This is a genomic window from Ensifer sp. PDNC004 (assembly GCF_016919405.1).
Lineage (GTDB): Bacteria > Pseudomonadota > Alphaproteobacteria > Rhizobiales > Rhizobiaceae > Ensifer.
In genome coordinates, this window is the sequence record NZ_CP070352.1 from 1,564,611 (window position 1) to 1,587,523 (window position 22,913).

Below are 22,913 nucleotides of genomic sequence, written 5' to 3' on the forward strand. Positions count from 1 at the left end.
GCGAGCGGCTGCTGCAACTCTTCGACCGATCGGCGCGCGAACTCTTTCCAGTCCGCGGCGTGCTTCAGTCGGTCAGGCGGACGTAAGTTCCGCTTCGGCAAACTCGTAGTTGGCAAGCTTGTCGAGGAAGTTCGAGGCGTAGTCCGGGCGACGGTTGCGGTAGTCGATGTAATAGGCGTGTTCCCAGACATCGAGGCCGAGCAGCGCCTTGCCCTCGTTGGTCGCGACCGGGTTGGAGCCATTGGCGGTCTTCGTCACTTTCAACTTGCCGTCCTGGCCGAGTACCAGCCAGGCCCAGCCCGAACCGAACTGGCCGGTGGCGGCTGCCTTGAAGGCATCCTTGAAGGCAGCGACGCTGCCGAAATCTTCGGTGATCTTCTTTTCGAGCGCGCCGGGGATCTGGCCGCCCTTCGGCGAAAGGTTGTTCCAGAACAGGATGTGGTTCCAGTGCTGGCCGGCATTGTTGAAGACCGGTGCGAGTTCCGCCTTGCCATGGCTGAGGCGAATGATCTCTTCCAGCGACAGGCCTGCAAGCGAGGCATCCTTCTCGACGAAGCCGTTCAGCGCCGTGACATAGGCCTGGTGATGCTTGCCGTGGTGAAACTCGATCGTCTCGGCGCTCATGCCGTTTTCCGAGAGTGCTGTGGCGGCGTAGGGAAGGGCGGGAAGTTCGAAGGCCATGGTCAAATCCTTTGCGGGCGGGCACTCTCGGATCACTTGTCTGCGAACGGAGGAGAGTGTATTTAGCAAGACAATTCTTTGTAAATCTGCGCGCGGGAATATGTCAAGCGATCCCTTGTTAAATCCAGAGCAAAGCGCCGGCCGCACCCCGGGCGAGCGCATCATGCTGGCCCTCAAGCTTCACGGGCCGCAGACCGCGGCCGCGCTCGGCAAACGCCTGGCGATCACCGGCGAGGCCGTGCGCCAGCAGTTGGTGCGTCTCGCCGAGGAAGGGCTGGCCACGTCGTGGTCCGAGGCAAAAGGCGTCGGTCGTCCGTCGCAATTCTGGGGGCTGACGGCTGCCGGCCACGCGGAGTTTCCGGATACGCATGCGGAGCTGACCGTCCAGTTGTTGCGCACCATCCGGCAGACGCTTGGCGAAGACGCGATCGACCGGCTGATCGCCGCGCGTGAGGACGAGACGCGCCAGAACTATCGTGCGGCGATGGTAGAGAAAGAGAGCCTGCGCGAACGGGTCGACGTGCTCGTTCGACTGCGGTCGCAGGAAGGTTATATGGCGGCTTGCGAGGATCCGGGCGACGGTACGCTGCTGTTCGTCGAGAACCATTGTCCGATCTGCGCCGCCGCGACCAGCTGCCAGGGCTTTTGCCGGGCAGAACTGAGCGTGTTCCGCGCGGTGCTCGGCCCCGGTGTCGAGGTCGAGCGCGCCGAGCATATCCTGGCCGGCGCGCGACGGTGTGCCTATGTGGTCAAGCCGGCCGCTCGGGCCGCCTGATCCCGTCAGGGCAACGGCCTGGCGCACGCCCGTCGACGGGCGCCGCCATCTCCAATCGTTTCAGCGTGCGCCCATGCGCAGGGCGCCGTCGAGCCGGATGACCTCGCCGTTCAGCATGCGGTTTTCGCAGATGTGCTGGACGAGTGCCGCGAATTCGTCCGGTTTGCCGAGGCGCTGCGGGAAGGGCACGCTCTTGCCGAGCGAATCCTGTACTTCCTGCGGCATGCCGGACATCATCGGCGTTTCGAAGATGCCAGGCGCAATGGCGACGACGCGGATACCGTAGCGCGCGAGTTCGCGGGCAATCGGCAGCGTCATCGAGACGACGCCGCCCTTGGAAGCGGCATAGGCGGCCTGGCCGATCTGTCCGTCGAAGGCGGCAACCGAGGCGGTGTTGACGATCACCCCGCGCTCGCCATCTTCGCCGGGCTCTTCGCGCTGGATCGCTTCGGAGGCGAGCCGCAGCATGTTGAAGGTGCCGACGAGGTTGATCGCGACCGCGCGCGAAAAGCTGTCAAGCCGATGCGGGCCGTCGCGGCCAAGCACTTTTTCGCCAGGCGCGATGCCGGCACAGTTTATCAGCCCGTGCAGATGTCCGAACCGATCGAGAGCCGCTGCCACGGCGGCGGCGCCATCAGCCTCGCTGGTGACATCCGTCTTCTGGAAAAGCGCGTTGCTGCCGAGTTCGCCGGCCATCTGCTGGCCGGCTGCGGCGTTGACGTCGGCGAGAACCACGCGGGCGCCCGCGCTATGCAGCCGCCGGGCGACGGCCGCCCCCAGACCCGAACCGCCACCGGTAACGATAAAGACTTTTCCATCGATCAGCATATGAGGCTCCTCCCGTACCGGATCGTGTCGTTGAACTACCGACATAGCCTTGCTGGCCGTGGAAGCCAAGTTCCGCTGACGATGAGCCGCCTTGCGCCGCGGAGCCTATTGGGCGCCGATCGGGGAGATTTCGATGATCTTGATGCCGATGGCGTTGGTGGCTTCGTCGAAGACGATCTCGCCGCGGCCGATGACCATGCCGTTGACCTTGAGCTCCACCGGTTCGCCGAAGTTGCGATCGAGATGGATCGTGTCGTCCTGGTGGAGTTTCGAGATCTGCGACACCGTCAGCTTGGCGCGTCCGATGACCGCTTCGATTGCGAGCGGAATGCCCTGAACTGCGCGTTCGCTCATGACGGAACGGCCTTCGAACGCAGGGCTTTCGTCGAGCTCGACCAGCTCATCCTGTAGCTTCTTGTTAATCATTCTGCACCATCCAAAGCACTGATTCACGACTCTTTAACAAAGAGTTGCGCCAGTTCGCCCTGGGTGGCAACCGTGGCTAAATGGGGGTTCCCCGTGCCTTGCAAGCGAGCGTTAACAAAGCGTTAACATCCACAATGTGGAGGCGGTGAAAGCTGTCAAAGCGTCACCGCAGCCCAGTTTCCGTCCCGTTTCTGGAATCCGATCATGCGGCGGCCATTCGGCAATTTGTCGCCGAGTCGCACGACATAGACGTAACCCTCGTAGACCATCAGCCCGCGATCGCCGTCGCTGAAGAGGATCTGGAAGTTCGGCGACTGCATCATCGCGGCGTCGACCTCGGCCGTCACAGCCGGGGCGACAGCTGCGATCTCCGACGAAGGCTCTTTCACTCCACGCATGTAGTAGAGCGATGCCGCGGCGGCTGTAACGAAAAGCAGCAGGCCGCCTGCCAAAGGCAACAGGCGGCGCTTGAAACGTGTCGGGTTCGGTTGAGAGGCGGCAACACTCAAGGTCAACTTCCTGATTCGCTGTATTTTCCGAACGGATCCGGTCACAGGTGGAAAGCGACTGATCTCTCCGGCCGATAAAAGTGCCGGATATCTTGCCAAATCTACCTAGTGGAACCGTTCCGTACTTCAAGCCGAGAAGTCACTTGCTTCTCCGACTCGACAGCATGCCCACTCGCCGATTTCAGGGACATATGCGCTTCGGCGTTTCCACATCTTTTGCGTGCCGTGCGACGATAGCATGTCGCTGGATGATTTCTCAGCTCCCGACGCCCGCAACTGACAGGCGCCGAGAGCGAAGACCAATCGCTTAGCTCTTTCTGATGTCGATCAGTTTCAGCCAGGGCTGAAGGTGAAAGGCGCCCATCAGCAGATACATGGCGGTCATTCCGCCGGTCACTGTTTGTCCGGCGTCGCCGCACAGCATCGAATCGGCACCGGCGGTTCCCATGTTCGAAAGAACGGCCATCAAGGCGAAGGTGGGGGCGGCGGCAAGCGCCAACCCCGCCGCTATCAAACGGGCGAGGGAGGGCGCCCGCCCGTCGCGCTCACCGGAGCGGGCGCCGAAGCTCATGGCTTCGCGCTCGTGTCGGAAGCGCGCATAGCGGCCTCGCCGGCGTCCGATACCTCGACCCATCTCTTGTCGGGGGCAGCGCCTTCGACGTAGCTGTCGTTCCAGTTCCACCACTTGTAGGTCGGGGTCTGCGGATAGCCGGCCGGCGAATCCTCCCACACTTCCTGTCGGCCGAGCGGGGTGATGTCGAGATAGTTCCAGGTGCCGCCCATCTGTTCGTCGCCGCGGCTGTTGACGAGGTAGGTGCGAAACAGCTGTTCGCCGTCGCGGAAGAAAACATTGTGGCCGTGCCACTCGCCCACGTCGAAATCGGCATCGAAGCTGTCGGTGATGGTGTACCAGGGCATGGTCCAGCCCATCCGCGCCTTCAGCCTGATAATGTCCGCCTGCGGGGCGCGCGAGGCAAAGACCAGGGTCGTGTCGCGGGCGTTGAGGTGCGACAGATGCGCGACCTGGTCGGCGACCATCGAGCAGCCTCGGCAGCCGTGATCGGGCCAGCCATGCACGCCCGGCTCATAGAAGGCGCGGTAAACGATCAACTGGCGCCTGCCGGCAAAGAGGTCATGCAGGCTCGCCTTGCCGTCGGGGCCCTCGAGCACGTAGTTCTTGGTCACGGCCATCCAGGGCATCCGCCGACGCTCGGCGGCCAACGCATCGCGGGCGCGGGTGTGCGCCTTTTCCTTTACCAGCATTTCCTGCCTGGCTGCTTCCCATTCCTGCGCCGAAACCACCGAAGGCTTCTGCATCGTCGGCTGGGCGTCCGCGCGACCGTTGTCGCGTTTCTCGATTGTCTGGGTCATGGTGCCGTGTCTCCTCGTTTCAGCAAAGCTTCTCAACGCAAGGCCGATGCCTTGCAGTTCTGGAGAGCTTGACACCGCAAGAGGATCGGCGGGAGTAACAAGTGTGGCGGTGTTTTCGAGCCGGAACCGTTGCAACTGGACAGCGGTGCGGGAGTTCGCCGATCAAGCTCCTTTTTAGTTGTCGCTGTTGTAATTCCTCGAAGTTGAGCGAGTATGCTTGTCGCAACCACGCGCGGGAGGACGGCATGCATTTCGTTTCGGATGCGGTTGGCGGGTACAAGGTCTTTGCCGTGTCGGGGGTCAACACGGTTTCGTTCGCGATCGACTATCACAACGCCGACACCAGCGGGCTTCTCGGTTTTGCAGTCGAGCGGCATGATCCCGCGGAAGGCGAGCGGTACTACATGTACGGCTTCAAGGTCTTCGAGACGGTGATCTCCCATCCCAACGAGGATACCGTCGTCCTGACCTACGACCATCCCGTCCAGAGTTTCGTCTGGGACGACTTCACGGCCAAGCCCGGTCGGCGTTACGACTATTACTTCCATCCGCTGACGGGTATGGCGAAGAACATCAGCCGGTCAGCACCTGGCATCAGAATCGGTATCAAAACCGAACCGCTCTTCAGTGAGGAGACGCACGACGTTTTCTTCAACCGCGGTGTCGCGAGCAGCCAGGCCTACCGACGCCGTTTCGGAAACAAGCCGCCGGATAAGCTGGAAACGCCCGAAAAGACGCTCGAGGCGCTGCAATGGTTGAGCCGGGACCTCGACGAAGCGCTGCTGCGTTTCATCGACGAGGCGGAAGCCGGCGACACCCTGCTTGGCTGCTTCTATGAATTCAGGTATCGCCCCGTCGTGGAAATGCTGAAGGCTGCCTTCGAGCGCGGCGTGGACGTGAGGCTCGTGCTCGACGCGAAGGAAAATGCCTATACCGACAAGAAGGGCAAGTTCCACGAGAGCTTTCCGCGCGAGGAAAACAAGGAATTAGTTCGCACCGTAGGGCTTCCGAAGGCGGCGATCGCACGCTGGCGCGAGAACAATCCCGCCGACATACAGCACAACAAGTTCATGGTGCTGCTGCCCAAGGATCAGAGCCGAAAGCCGCAGGTCTGGACCGGCTCGACGAACCTCTCGATGGGCGGGGTGCATGGCCAGACCAATGTTGGGCATTGGGTCCGCGACGCCGATCTCGCCAAGGCGTTCGAAAGCTATTGGAAATTGCTCGCCGGCGATCCCGGCGCGGCAAAGACCGACAATGCTGCCGCGAGCAGGGCAAAGCGAAAAGCCTTCCGCACGGCGGTTTCCGACCTCGCCGAAGTGCCGCAGGCGCGCGCGGATATTCCAGGCGGCGTGACCTCGATCTTCAGTCCGCGTGCCGGAAGCGCTGTCCTTGATATGTATGTGAAGGCGCTGGACGAGGCTCGCTCCTATGGCGGTGTGACGCTCGCCTTCGGGATCAACGATCGCTTCAAGCAGGCGTTTCTCGACAATAGTGCCCAGTCCGGCGTGCATCCGGTGCTCTTCCTACTACTCGAAAAGCGCGACCAGCCGAAGGCCAAGGCCAAGAAGCCGTTCATTCCGCTCACGGCGCGACAGAACGTCTATCAGGCTTGGGGCTCGTATCTGCGCGATCCGGTCTATCAGTGGGCGCGCGAAACCAATGCGCGGGCGCTCGGGCTCAACACTCACGTCGCCTATGTGCATTCGAAGTTTCTGCTGGCCGATCCCCTGGGTGCGGATCCGATGGTCGTTACCGGTTCGGCGAACTTCTCGGATGCGTCAACCAACGACAACGACGAAAACATGCTGCTCATCCGTGGCGATCGGCGCGCCGCCGACATCTACTTCACGGAGTTCAACCGGCTGTTCAACCACTATTATTTCCGCTCTGTCCGCGAGGCGACAGCAAAGAAGAAGTCCGACCGGGACAAGGCAGCGCGCTTCGGGACGTCGGAGGGCGCCGGGGGCAGTCTTTTCCTCGATGAAACGGGCGAGTGGCTGAAGAAGTACGAGCCCGGCAAGTTGCGAGCCAAGCGCGTTCAGGTCTTCATCGACATGGCGCAGCCGGAAAACCTCCCGCCGATCTAGATAGGCAGCATCGATAGGCTGCGAACCCGCGATCGCGCCGCCACGGTGTCGTTTGCTATGCTCCCTGGTGTTGATCGCAATGGGCTGGCGCGCGTGCGGGAACGTGCGTGTCATGCGCTGGGGATTTCGGTAGCCTCGGCTGGTCGAGGGGCGCCACCTGTGTCAAAACATAACCCCTAAATTATGATTGGCACCCCATATTTCATTTTTACATCACCGTTTGGCATGGCAAGCTGACAACCATCAAATTGACAGTCGTTTGCGACGAGGATGCGGGCTCGGGAGTGGCCGGCATCTCAGGGAGGAAATATGAAGCGGATGATTCTGGCTGCGGTTGCGGCTTTGGCGATGAGCGGTGCTGCCTATGCCGACACGATCAAGATCGGTGTCGTCGGACCGTTCTCCGGCCCCTTCGCGCTGCAGGGCAAGAACTTCAAGGCTGGCATCGACGCCTATATGGCGCTGAACGGCAGCAAGGTCGGCGACGACGATATCGAGATCATCTACCGCGACGTGCCACAGGCCGATCCCGCCCAGTCGAAGGCGCTGGCGCAGGAGCTGGTGGTCAAGGAAGGCGTGCAGTATCTCGCCGGCTTCTACTTCACCCCGGATGCGATGGCGGTCACACCGCTGCTCACCCAGGCGAATGTCCCGCTCGTCATCATGAACGCAGCGACTTCGGCGATCGTCACCAAGAGCCCGCTTGTCGTGCGCACCTCGTTCACCACCTGGCAGACCTCGACGCCGATCGCCAAGGTTGCCAAGGATGCCGGCGTTTCCAAGGTCATTTCCGTCGTCAGCGACTACGGCCCCGGCGTCGATGCCGAAAACGCCTTCAAGGCAGGCTTCGAAGCGGCCGGCGGGCAAGTGGTCGAAGCGATCCGCATGCCGCTTGCGACCAACGACTTCTCGCCGATCATGCAGCGCATCAAGGATTCCGGTGCCGAGGGCGTCTTTGCCTTCCTGCCGTCCGGTCCGACGACGCTGGGCTTCGTCAAGGCCTTCAAGGAAAACGGCCTGAAAGACGGCGGCATCAAGTTCTTCGCCCCCGGCGACCTGACGCAGGAATCCGATTTGCCTGCTCTCGGCGAGGCCGCGCTCGGCATCCAGACGACGTTTCACTATGCGGTGTCGCACGACTCGCCGGAGAACAAGGCTTTCGTCGAGGCTGCGAGCAAGGCGATCGGCAACCCGGCCGAACTCTCCTTCCCGTCTGTTGGCGCCTATGACGGCATGCATGTGATCTACAAGATGATCGAGGCGACTGGCGGCGAGCAGGATGCGGCAAAGGCCGTGGAAGCCGTCAAAGGCCTTTCCTGGGTAAGCCCGCGCGGTCCGGTGACGATCGATCCGGAATCGCGCCACATCACCCAGAACATCTATCTGCGCGAGGTCGCGAAGGCCGATGACGGCACCTATTACAACAAGGAAATCCAGACCTTCGAGAAGCAGGGAGACCCCGGCCTCGCTGCGCTGAAGTAGTCGACTTCGGCGGGTGCTGAGCGCCCACCGACACCGATGACGCGTTGACCGGTTGCTCTTGAGCGGCCGGCGCGCCTGCGGCGCCGCGAATGCTGGCGCCTGACTGCCGCTCCGCGCATAGTATGCGCACCGAACCCGGCGCAGCCAAATTTGGAAGAAAGGGCAACGGATAGCCCCATGCAAACCGTCCTCAGCATTGCGATCGACGCCCTTGCCTACGGCATGGTGCTCTTCGTCATCTCCATCGGCCTTTCGGTCACCATGGGCTTGATGCGCGTGGTCAATCTGGCGCACGGCGCCTTTGCCATGATCGGCGGCTACATTGCCTCCTACGCGGCACGCGATCTCGGCCTTGCCTATGGCTTTGCCGTGCTGCTCGCGATCGTCGGCACCATCATCATCGCCGTGCCGATCGAGCGGCTGCTCTACCGGCGGATCTACGGCGCACCGGAACTGACGCAGGTGCTGATGACCATCGGCATTACGTTCTGCATCATCGGCATTGCCAATTATGTCTTCGGCCCGACGCTGAAGACGGTGCCGCTGCCTGGCGAACTGCAGGGCTCGGTCGATCTCGGTTTCCGGGCGATCGCCACGCATCGCATCTTTGCGATCGTCTGCGGCCTCGCGGTTGCAGCCGGCCTCTGGTACGCGATCGAAAAGACCGCCTTCGGCGTCAAGCTGCGGGCCTCCGTCGATAATGCGGCAATGGCGGCTGCCCTCGGGGTGCGCACGGAAATCGTCTATGCGGTGAGCTTTGCTGTCGCCGTCGGACTTGCCGCCTTCGGCGGCGTGGTCGGCGCCGAACTTCTGCCGGTCGAACCCTATTATGCGCTGCGCTACATGGTGACGTTCCTCGTGGTCGTCTCCGTCGGCGGTGCCGGCTCGATCCCGGGCGCGCTCGTCGCCTGCCTGCTGCTCGGCGCGATCGATACGACCGGCCGTTATCTCATGCCGGAATTCGGCGAATTCTTCTTCTATCTGGCCGTGATCGCGATCATCTGCGTCTTCCCGCGCGGGCTCGCCGGGAGGGCCAAGGGATGACCATGACGACGACGAACGACTTGCTCGCGACCGCTCCCGTGCGCCGACGGTTCGGCGGCGGCGACCTCATCGGACTGGCGGTGATCCTGCTGGTCGCGGTGATCGGGTACTTCCTCTTCCCCAACAATCTGGCGCTCCTGACCCGGATCATCGCCGCCGCGCTTCTGGTGTTGTCGCTGGACCTTGTCACCGGTTACTGCGGTGTCGCGACGCTCGGGCACGCGGCCCTCTTCGGCGCCGGCGCCTATGCGGCCGGCATCGCCTCGGCGCATTACGGCATCAACGATCCGCTGGCGATGCTCTCTTTCGGCATCGTCGCCGGAGCGGTCGCCGGGCTTGTCTGCGGGGTCGTCATCCTGCGCGCCCACGGGCTACCGCAATTGGTGCTGTCGATCGCGCTCATCCATCTCTTCCACGAATTCGCCAACAAGGCTTCGTCGTGGACCGGCGGCAGCGACGGGCTTTCCGGCATTGCGCCGACGGCGCTTCTCGGCCTCTACGAGTTCGACCTCTGGGGCCGCACGGCCTATCTCTTCGGCGTCGCTCTGCTTGCTATTGTCTTCGTCGTGCTGCGGCTGATCGTGCGCTCGCCCTTCGGCATGCTGTGCCGCGGCATCAAGGAAGATCCGATCCGCATCCGCTCGATGGGGGCGTCGCCGAAGATCGCGCTGACCAAGATGTACGTCATATCCGGTGCCGTTGCCGGCGTCGGCGGCGCGCTGAATGCGATCTCCACCCAGGTCGTCGGGCTCGACAGCCTCTCCTTCACCATGTCGGCCGAAAGCTTGGTCATGCTGGTGCTCGGCGGTACCGGCTCGCTCTTCGGCGCGCTCACGGGCACTGTCGTCTTCATGTTCTTTGAGGACGTCGTCTCGGCCGCCAATCCCTTCCACTGGCTGACGATGGTCGGCGCGCTTTTGATCGCCGTCGTACTCTTCGCGCCGAAGGGCATCTATGGCACCGCGGCTGCGTTCTTCGCCCGCCGCAAGGAGGCACGGTGATGCAGCCGATCTTTGAAGTCCGCAATCTGAAACGCGCCTTCGGTGGGCTTGCGGTCACCAATGACGTCAGCCTCAGCATGGCGCCGGGCGACCGGGTCGCGCTGATCGGGCCGAACGGCGCCGGCAAGACGACCTTCGTCAATCTCGTGACCGGCAATCTCAAACCGGATTCAGGCGAGGTGCGCATTGACGGTGAGGCCGTGACCGGTGTCGACGCCATCGGCCGGGTGCGGCGCGGGCTTGTGCGCTCGTTCCAGGTGACGCGGCTTTTTGCCGACATGACGCCTTGCGAGCATGTCGCGCTTGCCGTCCTGCAACGCACCGGCCGCGCCGGTCGCCTGTTCGGCAATTTTCTCGGCATGCCCGATGTCATGGCCGAGGTGGAAGACCTTCTCGGCAAGCTCGGGCTTCGGGAACTGATGCACCGCAAGGTGAGCGAGATCGCCTACGGTCAGCAACGCTTGCTGGAAATCGCCGTTGCGCTGGCGCTGAAGCCGCGGGTGCTGCTGCTCGACGAGCCCGCCGCCGGCGTGCCGCAGAGCGACACCGGTCGCATCGAACAGGCGCTCGCCGACCTGCCGGCCGATCTCGCCGTTTTGATGATCGAGCACGACATGGATCTCGTCTTTCGCTTTGCCAAGCGCGTGGTCGTACTGGCCGCCGGCGCGATCATCTTCGACGGTTCGCCGTCCGACGTGACGAAGGATCCGCGCGTGCGGGAAGCCTATCTGGGGAGCTATGCCAATGCCAGCCACGCCGCTTGAGGTGGAAAACCTATCCGCCGGCTATGGGCCGACGCGGGTGCTCGAAGGCTTATCCTTTGCCGTCCCGGCGGGCGCCCGCCTAGCCGTGCTCGGCCGCAATGGCATGGGCAAGACGACGTTGCTTGCGACGCTTGCCGGCCAGACGCGGCGCTATGACGGCCGCATCCGCATGGGCGGGACGGACGTAACCGCGTTGCCAAGCGCTGCGCGCGCCATGCAGGGCCTCGGCTTCGTGCCGCAGGCGCGCTGCGTCTTCCCAACGTTGACCGTCGAGGAGAACCTGTTCGTCGGCCTCAAAAGCCGACCGAAAAGCGCGATCCAGGAAGCCTACGACATGTTCCCGCGTCTCTTCGAGCGCCGGCGCAATCTCGGCAGCCAGCTTTCCGGCGGCGAACAGCAGATGCTGTCAACGGCACGCTCCATCCTCGGCCGTCCGTCGATCCTGCTGCTCGACGAACCTTTGGAGGGCCTGGCGCCCGTCATCTGCGAGGAACTGATGGAGGCGTTTGCCGAACTGGCAAAGACCGGCGACATGACGATCGTGCTCGTCGAACAACGGATCCAGAGCGCGCTCGACTTTGCCGACCGGGTGATCGTGCTCGAACGCGGCCGGATCGCATGGTCCGGAACGCCGGACGCGCTGGCGGGAGATCACGACGCCGTCGAACGGTTGCTCGGCGTCGGCGGGCTCCACTGACCGCGCGACTGATTTCGCCCGGTCACTTTCGCTCGTTCACTTGGGTTCCCGCCTTGACGTATCGATGCGGGAGCGTTCCCTTTCGTAGTAGCGCGCGAGCGGCGGCAGGGCGCTCTTCAACTGGTCGAACACCACGTCATGCACCCGAAGTGTGCCGTCATACTTGGCCTGCACGAAGGCCCGATGGCGTTCGAGCGCTTCTTTCTTCGCACCGATGGCAACGGTGAAGACCGGCGATACGGCGCTGCGGCCCTTGACGGTGATGCGATCGAGTTCGGCGACCGGGAACGTCTTCTCGACAAGACGCGCGGTCTCCTCACCGAGGAGCAGTGAGATGCCGTAGTCCTTCGATGCGCCTTCGAGGCGGGATGCAAGATTGACGGCGTCGCCAAGGGCGGAATAGTCGAAGCGCTGGTGTGAACCCATGTTGCCGACGACGCATTCGCCGGTATTGATGCCGATGCCGATCCTCAGGGTTTGGGCCGATCGGCGGTCCCGTTTCGCCTCATCCTCGAGTTCCCGGTTCACCCGTTCCAGCCGCGCAAGCATGTCGAGCGCCGCCCCGACGGCGTGCACGGCATGGTCGGGATCGTCGAGCGGTGCGTTCCAGAAGGCCATGAGGCAATCGCCGATATATTTGTCGATGGTGCCGCCCTGTTCGAGCACGGCTTCCGAAAGCGGCGTCAGCAGCCGGTTGACCAGCGCAGTCAATCGCTCCGGATCCTCCTTCATTTCCTCGGCAATGGTCGTAAAGCCCCGGATGTCGCAAAAGAGGATCGACAGCGTGCGCCGTTCGCCGCCGAGCCTGAGGTGCGACGGGTCCTTCGCCAAACGCTCGACAAGGGCAGGGGAGAGGTACTGCTGGAAGGCGCGGGTGATTTCTCGGCGCTTCCTGCGCTCCTCCGCATAGTCGAGCCCGGCCTGGCCGGCAGTCACGGCAAGGAACGCAAGCCCGGGCCCTAGCGGCGACAGGAAGACATGGCCGAGGCGCATTGCGGCATAGCTGGCGGCGACGATGAGGCCGATGGCGACGGCGCCGTAGGCAAGAGTGCGCCAGCCGGTCGTGCGTAGCACCGAGAAGGCCGCCAGCATCGCAGCCAGCGCAATGGCTGCAACCACATAGGGCCTCGCGGCGCGCTGGATGAAAAGCTCATGGGCCAGATTGTCGTAGATGGTCGCCTGCATCTCGACGCCCGAAACGAGCTTGTTCGAATGCACGGTGTCCGATGTGGTGAAGGCATCGGCCCCGCCTTCGGCGATCGATGGCGCATTCTGCAGGCTGAAACCGACGAGCACGACGCGGTCCTCGAACATGCCTTCGGGAAGGAAATTGTCGGGGTCGAGTGCCTGGTAATAGGAGACGGTGGGATAGGTCCGCGCCGGTCCGAAGACCTGGATCAGCGCGTCCTTTGGCGGTGCGTGCGATTTCGCACCTGCAATTGCCGCGAGCACCGCGGCAAAGCCGTCCGGGTAGTCGGGAACGGCACGCAACGTTCCGTCACCGCTGAGGCTGACGGAGGCGATCCCGGTCCAAGCGCCCTTTGCGATGAAGCGGGCGAGCGGCTCGGTGCGCACGAACTGGTCGGCCTGAGGCGCCTCCACCAGCGTCTGGTCGCCGGCAAGAACCACGTCCGCGCCGAGCGCCTTTTCCAACGCCTCGTCGTTGGCGGGATCGGCCGAAGGCTCGGCAAAAATTACGTCGATGCCGATCGCGCGGGCGCCGGCCTTGCGCAGCGCCTCGATGAGGCGCGCATGCAGGGCGCGCGGCCAGGGCCACTGGCGACCGATTTCGGCCATCGACGGTTCGTCGATGGCAACGATGATCGGGCTGTCCTCGGGCAGCGGCGGGCCGTCGATGGTCGACAGGTAGTCGAAGCTGCGCAACTCGTTCAGCCGCCAGGCATTGGTCAAGGTCGCCAGCGACAGCGCAATGGCGACGAACACCGCGAGCGCGAGAAGCTTCAGCCGCCGTTGCAGGAAGCGGGGGCTGTCCCATTGTCCAGACCGACCACTCGATGCCTGCACCGTGACGCGCTCCTCCATCAGAACCGCACTTTGATCGTGCCCTTGAACGTTCGTCCCCAGCCGGGCAGGCCATTGCCCACTTCGAAGTCTTCATCGAGCAGATTGAAGGCCGCCAGATCGACCTCGATCTGCTTGTCGAACGGCTCCCACTGCAAGGCCGCGTCGAGTGTCCAGAAATCGTCGAGGTCTTTTCCACCACCGGGTCGCGCGCCGACATAGTTGGCAGCAACGGTCGTCTTGACGTTCGCCGTGCTGACCCATGTCAGCGCCGCCTGAGCGGTGTTTTCGGGCACGAACAGCAGTTCTCCCGGCTGGTTGCCGGTGTGCTCCTTGACGTCGGCTTCCGTGTGGGCCGCAGTCAGCGAGAGGCCGAAGCCGTGGCCGATGGCAAAGTTCGCCGTTGCCGCAACCCGGTCGAGCCCGACCTTGGCATAGGCCAGGCTGGTGGTGGAAAGCGGAATGTCGAGCGCGAGCTGCCGCACCTCCTGGTGCTGGTAGTCGAGTGCGGTGAAAAACCAGCTGTTCCATTCCGCGTCCCAACGCAATGCCAGCGTATCGGCATAGCCTTCGGCGCCGAAGCGCAACTGGTTCGGCTGCAGCCCGACGATGCCGATCGGCGCAAGGGTGGCGACGTCGAAGTTGAGGCCGTCGCGCATGGCGGCCGCGCGCAGCCAATGCCCTTCAGCCGGCGCCCAGGCGATGCCAATTTTCGGCTCTAGCCTGACATCGCCATCGTTGACGCCTTCGATGTAGCGCGCAAAGAGGGCGCCTTCCGTCTTCAGGTCGGGCGTGATTTCGTAGATCGTGTCGATATAGGCCTTCGCGACGGTCTGTGTCGCGGACGTCGAACCCGATGCGATGACGGGCACATTGCTGCTGCCGGTGCTGACGCCCAGCGGGTCAAAAATGTCGAACGCGCTCGATGACTTTACCACGCCGCCTTCGACACCGTAGCGCCAGGTGAAATCGCCGTCACCGTAAAGGTGATTGATGGCGGCGATATAGGTTCTCTGCTTGTCCTCGCTCCGGCTGGTGGCAAGGTCGGGAAATCTGATGTCCGAAAAGCGAACCCGCTCGTTGTCCGTGCTGTTCTCATCGGAGAAGAAGAACGCGGCATTGGCGATGTTGCGGTAGCCGAAGGTGTGGCTCCATGCCACCCCCGACAAAAGGCGCGTCGAGTCGTTGTCGTTTATCCCATCGAGATTGAAGGGGATGAAAGGCGGAGGCGGGATATCGAAAATGCTGCGTTTATCATCAAGATCGCCGTAGTTGGCATAGGCCACGACCCTATCATCCGGCGTCGGGGAGGCCGTCACATAGCCATTGCCGCCAAGCAGGCGTGCTTCACGCTCGACCGCCAGGCCATTGCCGATATCGATCGTATCGCGCGGCTTCTCCCAATGCAGATTGCCGTAGACGCTGATCGGGAAGGGCGAGAACGTCAGTCCGCGCAGTTCCGCTTCGCCGATTCCGCCCTCATGGTCGCTGTCGGCGATGATGCCGCCTGCGACCGCGGCCTCGAAAAACGGCCGCTGGACGAGGTTCGCCGTGCGCTCGCGGCTTGCCAGCATATGCGGCTCGATCAGCAGCCCCTGGAAGAAGGCGGAGAAGCTTTGCGGATTGGCGGTGTTGACGACGGGGCTGCCATCGAAATCATAGGTGTTGAACAGCGGATTGACGCTGCCGCGGATCGCCTGGTCGACATAGCTCGATCCCGTGAACGGATCGAAGACCACATCGCCGTAATATTGCCCCCAGGCGTTCAACCCCTGCAGGCGGAAGGCGTCGTTGAGCGTCGATCCGGCATCCTGATTGGCGCCGAGCGGCGCGCTTTCGCCGCCGCGTGCCCGGGTGCGTCGCATGATTTCTTGCGCATAGCGGATCGCCGCATCGGAATCGTATTCGTCGATCGCAATCGCGGTGCGCACGGTTGAGACAACGGGATCGTTCGGGTCGAGCCGGTCGGCATTGTCGAGAGCCTGCGCCGCCGGGATACGGTCGCCCTTTTCATAGTGCGCCGCCGACAGCAGCAATTGCGCGTTGGAATAGGCGGGGTTGGCGGTGGAACCGGCCAAGAGGTCGTCGAGCGCCTTATCCAGGTCGCCGTTCTGCAAATGGTATCGCCCGCGTGCGACCAGCACGAGGTCGAAGGAGGGGTCGATCGCGAGCGCGGCATCGATCTCGCGCTTTGCTTCCGCAAGCCGCATTTCGTCCAGGTATTGATAGGCCAGGTTGGCATGGTAGAGCGGATCGGCCGGATCGAGTTCCACGGCCTTCCGGAATGCTCTCTCGGCGCCGCGATTGTCGCCCCGCTCGCTTTTTGACAGGCCCACCCAGTTCCAGAGGGAGGGGTCGCCCGGCGTGATTTCCAGGGCCCGCTCGAGATCCGTCAGCGCGCCCTCCCGGTCGTTTTCAATGAGCAAACGATACTTGGCGCGCGATTCCAGCGCGGTCGGATCATCAGGGTCGTTCGCAAGCGCCTTTTCGATACCAGCGCGCGTTTCGTCTCGATCGTCGAGCAGCATTGCAAATTGCGCCCGGGCCGCCGGAAGGAACGGATCGTCCGGATATCGCCTTTCCGCCTTCTTGATCGTTTCGATCGCTGCGCGGATATCGGTGCGAAAGCCCGCGGTCCAGGCCGCAGCGAAGGCCCCATAGGCACCCGTTGCCTGAGACGGTGGCTCCTCGATCCGGTCCGGGTCGGCGAGAGCGCGTGCAAAATAGCCGCCGAAGGCCGCAACGGAGCGGCGGTCGGCGTCAAGCCCCGGGGCTGCCTTTTCGAACAGCTGTGCCGCATCGCCGTAGCGGCTTTCGGAACCGGCAATCAGCGCTTCGACGAGGTAGGCGCGTGCGGCTTGAGACCGGTTGAGGCTGAGGCGTCGGGCCTGTTGAAGGGCGGCCGTGGCCTGGGACCGCCCGTCGAACCGCAGCTGGATTTCGGCCAGCGTCAGCCAGTCTTCGGCCGAGCGCGACGATTCCGGCCGGGCTTCGATCCGGTCGCGCGCATTGCGCATGTCGCGCACCTTGAGCGGGGTTGACGGCATCAGGGCAAAGGCGTCGCGCAAGGACAGATGGAAGAGCATCTGCTCGCGGTCCTTCGGCGTCACGATCACGATCTTGGTCGGCGCCTTCCCGATCGCGGCAACGGCGCCTTCGCCCTGTTTCACGGTGACGCTGCCGAGGTCGTTGCTGAGCTCGACCACGCCTTCAAGCACGGTCAGGGAGGTCGTGTCGCCGGCAACCGTCAGCGTCCAGTCGGTGCCGCGTATGGCAGCCGTTGCCGCCGGCGTATCGATCGTGAGGCCCTGGCCGCCCCGTTCCGCCCGTGCCCAGATCGTACCCGACTGCAATTCGAGATTGGTATCGCTGCCCGCGCCCGTATTCGTACCCATGCGCTTGACGCGCAGCGCCGTGTTGCGGCCGAGCCGGATCTGGGTGTGGTCGGAGAAAAGCACCGCCAGCGCCCCGGTCGCATTGGTGCGCAAGATATCGCCGGACAAGAGGTCCTGTGCGAGATCGACGAAGCGCCAGCTCGAAACGTCGACGAAGCGAACCTCCTCGCCGGATTTGCGGGCAATTACCGATCCGGCTACGGGTGGGGTTCTTTGAACCGGCTCTGCCAAGCCTGCGCCTGGACAGAGGATCGCCACTGTCGCAAGCAGTCCCCGAAGCTGTCGCCGCCCCATCTTCGTTCCCGTCTCCGCCCCACCGTGGATTCAGTGAATTTCGATCAGGGTAAAGTCAATAGAATTCGAATATTCTTAATTGCGCTCCAAGTAATATGGCCTGTTCGCGAGGCAAATCTGTAACGCTAGGGCGACGGTCGTTCCTTCCAATCTCTCACTGCTGGACGCAACCATCGCATGGCAAAATCAGGCGGCGCGAGAAATGCCGCGGCCGTTATCAACGGCTATGCAAAGTTCTAACAGAAGGCGCGACCGGGCGAGCCCGCGGGGGCTCACTTGCGCTGAAGCTGGAGCGTCGCCTACACCGCGGCGCGCACCCGTTCCCAGGCATTCATAAGGTGCCGACCGAGAACTTCGGAGAGCCTTGCCTTGTCGCGGGCTTCGAGCGCGACGATCATTTCCTCATGCTCGGCAACGGCCGCTGCCCATTTTTCAGGTCCCTCGTGGCCGATGAAGCGAATGCGCTTCAGCCGCGTCTGCAAGATCGCATGCATATCCGCCAAGGCGGCGTTTGCCGCCAGTTGGGCGATGGCCGAATGGATCTGCTGGTTGAGCTTGTAGTATTGCAGCCGGTCCCCGGCCTTGTATCGCGCGACCATCTCGTCGTGGAGCGCGCGAACTTCGGCGATGCCGGCGTCGCTGGCGGCTTCACAAGCGAGCTTGCCGGCAAGCTCTTCCAGCGTCTGCAAAACCGTCAGCATGTCTTGTACGTCCTTGGCGCTGAAGCGCTTGACGACGGCGCCGCGGCTCGGAACGAGCTCCACGAGCCCTTCGCTTGCCAGATACTTGATGGCTTCGCGCAGCGGCGTGCGCGAGACGCCGAGCTGCTCGCCGAGCTGACCTTCATGAAGCCGCGTGCCGGGCGAGAGATCACCCTCGATGATCATGTCGCGCAGATGCGTGACAAGCGTGTCGTGCAGCGCAGTGCGGCGGATCGGGCCGGGACCGCCCTCGGGGCGTTTCTCCAGAGAGGTAATTTCGTTCATCGTTTCGCTTCTGCATCTGGCGACTGAAGTGTCGGCCGTCTGTTCCCGTTCGCGCCAATTGAATCAGCGCTGTCTCATTAAAGCATGGAGACGGCCCCCGATATCGTCAACAGAAAATGCTGCATACAGAATACAAAAGACTTGATGCAGAATTTTGAATAACGTATGACGGCTGTCGAAAGATTGAAGTGGAGGACATCTCTCATGACGACCAACGGTGTAGCCGCTACCGGCGCGCGTCCTGTCATCGCGCTCGCTATGGGCGATCCGGCCGGCATCAGCCCGGAGCTCACGGCAAAGCTGCTGGCGCTTTCCGATATTCGTGAGGCTGCCCACATCATCACGATCGGCGATCGTCGCATCCTCGATGAAGGCGCCCGCATTGCCGGCGTCACGCTCGACCTTGCATCCTCGACCCTGGAGGGCCTCGACGCCGTCGGGACCGAGCGCCACGTGTTCGTCGACCTTGGGCATCTCGATCCGGCCGACGTCGTTCGCGGCGAGGCGACGCTTGCGGGCGGCACCTTTGCGACCCGCAACTTTCGCGTAGCGCTCGAGCTGGCGCATGCCGGCAAGGCGGAAGCAGTCTGCTTCACGCCCTTCAACAAGAAGGCGATGCGCTTTGCCTATCCGGGCTACGACGACGAGATCCGTTTCGTCTCCGACGTTCTCAACTTCACGGGCAAGGTCCGGGAATTCAACGTTCTCGAGAAGGTCTGGAACGCCCGCGTCACCTCGCACATTCCGATCAAGGAAGTGGCCGACAACCTGTCGGTCGAGGCGATCCTTGCCGAGCTCGAGCTGACCCAGAGCTGCCTCAAGGAAGCCGGTTACAGCGAGGCGAAGATTGCTGTTGCCGGGCTCAACCCGCACGCCGGAGACGGCGGCAGCTTCGGCATGGAAGAGATCGACATCATCGAGCCGGCCGTCGAAAAGGCTAAGGCGCGCGGCTTCAACGTCGACGGCCCGTTCCCGGCTGACACAGTCTTCGGCCGCGCCCTGAAGGAAGGCTACAACGCCGTCATGACCATGTACCACGACCAGGGCCAGATCGCGATGAAGCTGATCGGCTTCGACAAGGGCGTGACCATGATGGGCGGCCTGCCGTTCCCGCTGTGCACGCCGGCTCACGGCACTGCCTACGACATCGCCGGCAAGGGCATCGCCGACGTTGGCGCCAGCCGCGAAGCGCTGCTTCTGGCGGTGCGCATGGCGAAGAAAAAGGCGGCTCTCAAGGCTGCTGCCTGATTTCGCACGCTTTCAAGCAATAACGGCGCAGGAGGAGGTCTTGCGCCGCAGAACCACAAAAACGGGAGGACCCGCATGAAAAATACCGTATCCATCGCATGCATCATGGCAGCCGTTTTCGGCGTTGCCGCTCCGGCCGCCGCTTTCGAGCCCGACCGTCCGGTTGAATTCGTCGTCACTGCAGGCCCGGGCGGCGGCACCGACATCTTCGCCCGCACGATCCAGGCGATTATCGGCAAGTACGAGCTGATGAAGGCTCCGGTCGTCGTCACCAACAAGGGCAGCGCCGGCGGCGCCGAAGGCTTCGTCTACACGGCGACCAACAAGGGCGATGCCTACAAGCTGGCATTCGGCACCAACAACGCCTACCTGCTGCCGGTCCGCGCCAAGGTTCCCTACAAGGCTGAAGACCTGACGCCGGTTGCGGCGCTTGCTTCCGACGAGTTCGTTCTCTGGGTCAACGGCAAGGCCTCCTACAACACCGCTGCCGACTTTGCCGCCAAGGCGAAGGAAGGCGGCCTGAAGATCGGCGGCAGCCAGTCGAAGGACGTTGACCAGATCTTGACCTCGATGATCAACGAGGCGACCGGCGCGACGATCAACTACATCCCGTTCAAGAGCGGCGGCGAAGCAGCCGTCCAGCTCGCCGGCGAGCACCTCGACGCCAACGTCAACAACCCGAGCGAAAACCTCGGTCAGTGGCAGGCCGGCATGGTCAAGCCGCTTTGCGTCTTCAAAAGCGTCAAGCTCACCAACGACGCCAAGGTTGCTGGCGACAAGGGCTGGAGCGACATTCCGACCTGCAAGGAATCGGGCATCGCCATCGACAACTACTCCATGCCGCGCACCGTCTGGCTGCCGGCTGGCGTTGACCAGGATGTGGTCAAGTTCTATGCCGACCTGATGCGCAAGGTTTCGGAAACGCCGGAATGGGCGAAGTACCTGACCGACACGTCGCAGTCGCCCGCCTACATCGCCGGCGAAGACTTCAAGGCCGCCATCGAGATGGATGGCGCTGCTGTCGGCGAAGTGCTGAAGCGCGAAGGTTGGCTCGCCAACTAACAGGCGACGATCGGGACGGGTGCCATCCGGCGCCCGTCATTCGCTTTGAAAGGTCACGATCATGAGCGAGAACGGTGCGAATGGGGTCTCCCGCTTCGCGGTTGAGCTTGGTGTTGCCGCGCTGACCGGCGCCTTTGGCGCTGCGGTCTGCTACGGATCTCTCGATATCGGCGCGGGCTGGACGGAATTCGGTCCCGAAGCCGGCTATTTTCCCTTCTATGTCGGCCTTCTGATCCTTCTCGGAAGCGTCGCCAATGCGATCCACGCCCTTGTCAAACATCGCGGTTCCGGCGAGATCTTCATCGACGGCCACCGCGCCAAGGTGGTGACGTCGTTCCTGCTGCCGCTGGTCGCCTTTGCCGGCGTATCCGCCTGGCTCGGCCTCTATGTCGGCACGGCGCTCTATATCGCCGGAACCATGCGCTTCCAGGGGCGCTACAAATGGTGGATCGCGTTGCCGTCGGGTATCGCCGTTTCGCTGTTTTTCTTCATCATTTTCGAGTTCGGTTTCAAGGTTCCGCTGCTCAAGGGACCGATCGAGGCCTGGTTCGGGATCTATTGATCCCGACCGCCCAAGGGCATGTCGCGCAAGCGCGCACGGCGCTCTTGCGCTAACGACAAGCAAAAAAATCACAGACTTAAAGCGCAGGCAGCGAGCCTCAAGGATCGTGACGCGCTTTAAGCCCCGGGAGGAATGACATGGAAAATATCGGTCTTTTGATCGATGGCTTCGGACACATCCTCAGCTGGAACCATATCCTGCTGATGATGATCGGCGTCACGCTCGGCATTCTGGTCGGCGTGCTGCCCGGCCTCGGCGCGCCGAACGGCGTTTCGCTGCTCTTGCCGCTGACGTTCTCGATGGATCCCATCTCCGCCATCATCCTGCTCTCCTGCATGTACTGGGGCGCGCTCTTTGGCGGATCGACCACATCGATCCTGTTCAACATTCCCGGCGAACCCTCGTCGGTGGCGACCACGTTCGACGGCTACCCGATGGCGAAAGCCGGGCAGGCGAGCCGGGCACTGACGCTCGCCTTCGTTTCCGCCGGCATCGGTGCGCTCGCCGGCGTCGTGATGATCACGCTGCTTTCCGGATGGGTTGCGAACTTCGCGCTGCGCTTCTCGTCGCCGGAATATTTCGCCGTCTATTTCCTGGCTTTTGCAAGCTTCATATCGATGGGCGCGCAATCGCCCTTCAAGACGCTCGTCTCGATGATGCTCGGCTTTGCCCTTGCATCCGTGGGCATGGACACGATCTCCGGCGACCTGCGCCTGACCTTCGATATCCCGACCCTGATCAAGGGCGTCAGTTTCCTGATCGCGGTCATGGGCCTCTTCGGTATCGGCGAACTGCTGCTGACGACGGAAGAAGGTCTGCGCTTCGAAGGCATCAAGGCGCGCGTCAAGCTCGTCGAGATCGGTCGCACGCTGGTCGAGATCCCGCGCTACTGGTTCACGATCCTGCGCTCGACGATCATCGGCATCTGGATGGGGATCACGCCCGCCGGCCCGACCGCCGCGTCGTTCATGAGCTACGGCGTTGCCCGCCGCTCGGCCCGTGACAAGTCGAAGTTCGGCAAGGGCGACCCGCGCGGCGTCGTCGCACCCGAAACCGCCGACCATTCGGCCGGCACCTCGGCGCTTCTGCCGATGCTGGCGCTCGGCGTTCCCGGCTCGGCAACCGCGGCCGTCATGATGGGCGGCCTGATGATCTGGGGTCTTACCCCCGGCCCGATGCTCTTTACCGAGCGGCCGGACTTCGTCTGGGGCCTGATCGCGTCCATGTATCTCGGTAACGTCGTCGCCGTGTTCCTGGTGATCGCCACCGTGCCGCTCTACGCCTCGATCCTGCGCGTGCCCTTTGCGATCATCGGCCCGATCATCGTCGCCGTCATCTTCTCCGGCGCCTATCAGGTGGCAAACTCGGTCTCCGACATCTTCATGGTTATCGGCTTTGGCGTGCTTGGCTATGTCTTCAAGAAGCTCGACTACCCGCTGGCGCCGCTGGTTCTGGCCATGGTGCTCGGCGACAAGGCTGAGGACGCCTTCCGCCAGTCGATGCTTCTTTCCGGCGGTACCCTGAACATCTTCTGGTCAAATCCGCTGGTTTCCTCTCTGATGGCGCTTGCTCTTGCCCTTCTGCTGTCGCCGCTTGTCTTCGGGCTGATCGGCCTGGTCCGCAAGCGCAGCCAAGATGCGGCTCCCCCGCATGGCGACGGCAGCGCGGCGGCTTGA

At 63.0% G+C, this 22,913-nt stretch carries 20 protein-coding genes; 11 read left to right on the top strand and 9 right to left on the bottom strand.

From position 1 onward, the window contains the following. Positions 1-72: 72 nt before the first annotated feature. On the bottom strand, positions 73-681 hold the full coding sequence (locus JVX98_RS06905) for a superoxide dismutase (RefSeq protein WP_192450478.1): 609 nt from the start codon (positions 679-681) through the stop codon (positions 73-75). Between the two features lie 163 nt (positions 682-844). Between JVX98_RS06905 and JVX98_RS06910 the strand changes: the two genes are divergently transcribed. Then, entirely contained in the window at positions 845-1,456 is a 612-nt protein-coding gene (locus JVX98_RS06910) for a metalloregulator ArsR/SmtB family transcription factor (RefSeq protein ID WP_246764821.1), read from the top strand. Between the two features lie 60 nt (positions 1,457-1,516). Here JVX98_RS06910 and JVX98_RS06915 read toward each other — a convergent pair whose 3' ends face one another. The 5 genes from JVX98_RS06915 to JVX98_RS06935 all read right to left on the bottom strand — a co-directional run bounded on the left by JVX98_RS06915 (position 1,517) and on the right by JVX98_RS06935 (position 4,590). Beyond that, positions 1,517-2,284 carry a 3-hydroxyacyl-CoA dehydrogenase gene (locus tag JVX98_RS06915; protein WP_205236268.1) on the bottom strand — a complete coding sequence of 256 codons (768 nt, stop codon included), beginning with the start codon at positions 2,282-2,284 and terminating at the stop codon, positions 1,517-1,519. Positions 2,285-2,389: 105 nt separating this feature from the next. Next, a complete protein-coding gene (locus tag JVX98_RS06920; RefSeq protein WP_051659531.1) occupies positions 2,390-2,710 on the bottom strand; it encodes a FliM/FliN family flagellar motor switch protein in 321 nt (106 codons plus the stop codon). Positions 2,711-2,865: 155 nt separating this feature from the next. Next, positions 2,866-3,219: a hypothetical protein gene (locus tag JVX98_RS06925; RefSeq protein WP_205236269.1), complete on the bottom strand. Its 354-nt coding sequence runs from the start codon at positions 3,217-3,219 to the stop codon at positions 2,866-2,868. Between the two features lie 307 nt (positions 3,220-3,526). Then, on the bottom strand, positions 3,527-3,790 hold the full coding sequence (locus JVX98_RS06930; RefSeq protein ID WP_205236270.1) for a hypothetical protein: 264 nt from the start codon (positions 3,788-3,790) through the stop codon (positions 3,527-3,529). Continuing rightward, positions 3,787-4,590: a DUF899 domain-containing protein gene (locus JVX98_RS06935; RefSeq protein ID WP_205236271.1), complete on the bottom strand. Its 804-nt coding sequence runs from the start codon at positions 4,588-4,590 to the stop codon at positions 3,787-3,789. Before JVX98_RS06935 ends, JVX98_RS06930 begins: the two co-directional genes overlap by 4 nt. 245 nt (positions 4,591-4,835) lie before the next feature. Between JVX98_RS06935 and JVX98_RS06940 the strand changes: the two genes are divergently transcribed. From JVX98_RS06940 to JVX98_RS06965, 6 genes are all read left to right on the top strand, one after another. Then, the gene (locus JVX98_RS06940) at positions 4,836-6,680 is read left to right on the top strand and encodes a phospholipase D-like domain-containing protein (RefSeq protein WP_205236272.1); all 1,845 of its coding nucleotides are present in this window, start codon (positions 4,836-4,838) and stop codon (positions 6,678-6,680) included. 309 nt (positions 6,681-6,989) lie between these two features. After that, complete coding sequence (locus JVX98_RS06945) at positions 6,990-8,162, top strand: ABC transporter substrate-binding protein (RefSeq protein WP_043614704.1); 1,173 nt, start codon at positions 6,990-6,992, stop codon at positions 8,160-8,162. Between the two features lie 177 nt (positions 8,163-8,339). Further along, positions 8,340-9,206 carry a branched-chain amino acid ABC transporter permease gene (locus tag JVX98_RS06950; protein ID WP_205236273.1) on the top strand — a complete coding sequence of 289 codons (867 nt, stop codon included), beginning with the start codon at positions 8,340-8,342 and terminating at the stop codon, positions 9,204-9,206. Next, entirely contained in the window at positions 9,203-10,207 is a 1,005-nt protein-coding gene (locus JVX98_RS06955) for a branched-chain amino acid ABC transporter permease (protein WP_205236274.1), read from the top strand. Before JVX98_RS06950 ends, JVX98_RS06955 begins: the two co-directional genes overlap by 4 nt. Next, positions 10,207-10,971, top strand: coding sequence for an ABC transporter ATP-binding protein (locus JVX98_RS06960; RefSeq protein ID WP_205236275.1), 765 nt, complete (start codon positions 10,207-10,209; stop codon positions 10,969-10,971). The genes JVX98_RS06955 and JVX98_RS06960 overlap by 1 nt, the downstream gene beginning before the upstream one ends. Next, on the top strand, positions 10,952-11,668 hold the full coding sequence (locus JVX98_RS06965; protein WP_205236276.1) for an ABC transporter ATP-binding protein: 717 nt from the start codon (positions 10,952-10,954) through the stop codon (positions 11,666-11,668). Before JVX98_RS06960 ends, JVX98_RS06965 begins: the two co-directional genes overlap by 20 nt. 36 nt (positions 11,669-11,704) lie before the next feature. On the opposite strand, the gene JVX98_RS06970 is transcribed toward JVX98_RS06965, so the two are convergent. The 3 genes from JVX98_RS06970 to JVX98_RS06980 all read right to left on the bottom strand — a co-directional run bounded on the left by JVX98_RS06970 (position 11,705) and on the right by JVX98_RS06980 (position 18,365). Continuing rightward, complete coding sequence (locus tag JVX98_RS06970; protein ID WP_205236277.1) at positions 11,705-13,711, bottom strand: CHASE2 domain-containing protein; 2,007 nt, start codon at positions 13,709-13,711, stop codon at positions 11,705-11,707. Next, a complete protein-coding gene (locus JVX98_RS06975) occupies positions 13,711-17,379 on the bottom strand; it encodes a FecR domain-containing protein (RefSeq protein WP_205236278.1) in 3,669 nt (1,222 codons plus the stop codon). Before JVX98_RS06975 ends, JVX98_RS06970 begins: the two co-directional genes overlap by 1 nt. Positions 17,380-17,678: 299 nt before the next feature. Further along, positions 17,679-18,365, bottom strand: coding sequence for a GntR family transcriptional regulator (locus JVX98_RS06980; protein ID WP_205236279.1), 687 nt, complete (start codon positions 18,363-18,365; stop codon positions 17,679-17,681). Positions 18,366-18,569: 204 nt separating this feature from the next. Here JVX98_RS06980 and JVX98_RS06985 point away from each other — a divergent pair, with 204 nt between their 5' ends. The 4 genes from JVX98_RS06985 (at position 18,570) to JVX98_RS07000 (ending at position 22,913) form a co-directional block, all read left to right on the top strand. Continuing rightward, positions 18,570-19,613 (top strand): 4-hydroxythreonine-4-phosphate dehydrogenase PdxA, encoded by a 1,044-nt coding sequence (locus tag JVX98_RS06985; protein ID WP_127890821.1) that lies wholly within the window; start codon positions 18,570-18,572, stop codon positions 19,611-19,613. A gap of 75 nt (positions 19,614-19,688) precedes the next feature. Then, positions 19,689-20,675, top strand: a complete 987-nt coding sequence (locus JVX98_RS06990) for a tripartite tricarboxylate transporter substrate binding protein (RefSeq protein ID WP_205236280.1) — start codon at positions 19,689-19,691, stop codon at positions 20,673-20,675. A 61-nt stretch (positions 20,676-20,736) separates the two neighbouring features. Next, complete coding sequence (locus tag JVX98_RS06995) at positions 20,737-21,237, top strand: tripartite tricarboxylate transporter TctB family protein (protein ID WP_205236281.1); 501 nt, start codon at positions 20,737-20,739, stop codon at positions 21,235-21,237. Positions 21,238-21,374: 137 nt separating this feature from the next. Further along, complete coding sequence (locus tag JVX98_RS07000; RefSeq protein ID WP_205236282.1) at positions 21,375-22,913, top strand: tripartite tricarboxylate transporter permease; 1,539 nt, start codon at positions 21,375-21,377, stop codon at positions 22,911-22,913.